Annotated in this window: 2 protein-coding genes; both read right to left on the reverse strand. The window is 76.0% G+C overall.

The genetic code is table 11. From position 1 onward, the window contains the following. Positions 1–39 precede the first annotated feature (39 nt). Positions 40–741, reverse strand: coding sequence for a class I SAM-dependent methyltransferase (locus ABZ914_RS50755; protein ID WP_500201735.1), 702 nt, complete (start codon positions 739–741; stop codon positions 40–42). Positions 742–843: 102 nt separating this feature from the next. Further along, the gene (locus ABZ914_RS50760; protein ID WP_500201736.1) at positions 844–1,722 is read right to left on the reverse strand and encodes an SRPBCC family protein; all 879 of its coding nucleotides are present in this window, start codon (positions 1,720–1,722) and stop codon (positions 844–846) included. Positions 1,723–1,939 lie beyond the last annotated feature (217 nt).

Below are 1,939 nucleotides of genomic sequence, written 5' to 3' on the forward strand. Positions count from 1 at the left end.
CGCCATGACGGCGACTCGCCGCGGGTGAACGCCGTCCGGTCAGCCGGGGCGGCGGCAGCGGGCGAACAGCCAGGTGCCCGGCCACGACCACAGCGGCAGCCGCCGCTCCACGGCCATCGACAGCCGCAGGGCCTCGTTCGCCAGCGGGTGCAGGGGAGCGAGGTCCTCGCGGCGCGTCGTCCGGTGCCGGAGCCGGCGCAGCACGGGACGCAGCAGCACGCCGCGGCTCCACAGCCGCTCCAGCAGCAGGCCGGCGCCTTCGAGGAGCTCGGTGAGGGCGTCGCGGGTGTAGCGGCGGACGCGCCCGAGCGCGACGTCGTGCGCCGACCACAGGCCCATGTCGCACGGGACGCACACCAGCGCCGTCCCGCCGGGCTTCAGCACGCGGGCGATCTCGGCGGCGGCGCGCTCGTGGTCGTCGATGTGCGCCAGCACGTCCATCGCGAGCGCCAGGTCGTACTGCCCGCCGGGGAGCGGGAGGTAGCGGGCGTCGCCCTCGTACGCCTCGACGCCGTGTGCGCGCGCGAGCGCGACCGCACCCGGGTTCAGGTCGATGGCGGTCGTCCGCCAGCCGTGCCCGGCCAGCATCCGCGCGTCCGCGCCCGCCCCGGCGCCGACGTCGACGGCCGTGCCGGGCACGCTGAACCGCAGCAGCTCACCGGAGACGATCGCGCGCCGTTCCCGGTACCACCAGTTGTCATGCTCGATTCCCGAGATCCGCTGCAGCTCGATCGTGTCCACGGGACAAGGCCACGCCATCGCGGCGGCGCGTTCCACCGTCGTCGCCGATCGCATGCCGATCGTTGACCCGCGCTTGAACCGGCTCCGAGCCTCGGCGGGCCGTCAGCGCCTGCGGCGCCGCACCAGCCAGCGGATCACCAGCAGCAGCACGACGAGCCCGCCCGCCGCCGGGACGGCCCGCTTCACCAGCGACGGTCCGGCGACCTCCAGCAGGTCGATCGCGTCGTCGTCGCGCGCGAGCCGCAGCGGCGGCCGCTCGGACGGTGCCGCGTGCCGCGGCGCGGCCGGTACGGGCTGCGCCACCTCCGCCTTCGCCGGTTCCGGCTCGGCGGGCTTCACCGGCTCGGCGGCCTTCTCGGCGGCCTGCTCAGGGGCCTTCTCGGCGGCCGGTTCGGGTTCAGGCGCCGGCTCCTCGGCCGGAGCCTCCGGTTCCGGCGCGGCCTCCTCCCGCACGGGCGCCGCGGGTGCGGCCGTCGCGGCGGCCTCGGCCACGGGGGCCTCCGGGGCCTCGGGGGCCTCCGGCTCGGCCGGCGACTCCAGCTCCGCCGCGAGCGCCTTCGCGAACCGCGCGATGATCTTCGAGCCGACCTCGGACAGGATGTTGCGGCCGAACTGCGCGGGCCGCCCCGTCACGTTCAGCTTGGTGCGCACCGACACCAGGGTCGTGCCGTCCTCCTGCTGGCGCAGCTTCGCCTGGACGGTCGCCGACGCCGTGCCGGAGCCGCGCGCCTCCTTCGCGGCGGCCTCCATCGTGACGGTGCGGGACGACTCGTCGGCCGCGACGATGCGCGCGGTGCCCCGGTAGGTGATGGTCATCGCGCCGACCTTCACCTTCATCCGGCCCGCGTACTCGTCGCCGTCGACCGAGTCGAGGGTCGCGCCCGGCATGCACGACGCGACGCGCTCCACGTCGAGCAGCACCGACCAGGCCCGATCCACCGGCACGGGGACGGTGAATTCGTGGTCGAGCTCCATGATCATGGTCCTTATCGTCCGGTGTACTTCCTCGCGACCCTACGGCGATCACCCGGGCGCCGCCAGTGCGGGGTGGCCCCACACTCGCGGCGGCACGGGCGACCGCGCGGCCGGGCCCCGGGGCGGGGGGCCCGGCCCCCCGCCCCCCCCCACGCCCCCGCCGCCGGCGCGGGGGTGGGTAGAGGGGGGGGGGGGGGGTGTGGGTGGGGGAAAAAGTGTTTAT

The organism is Spirillospora sp. NPDC046719, from assembly GCF_040645715.1.
In the GTDB taxonomy this organism is placed as follows: domain Bacteria; phylum Actinomycetota; class Actinomycetes; order Streptosporangiales; family Streptosporangiaceae; genus Spirillospora.

Bases quoted from the DNA above. Each gene is read 5' to 3' on its own strand.
- ABZ914_RS50760 (WP_500201736.1), bottom strand. From the start codon at position 1,722: ATGATCATGGAGCTCGACCACGAATTCACCGTCCCCGTGCCGGTGGAT.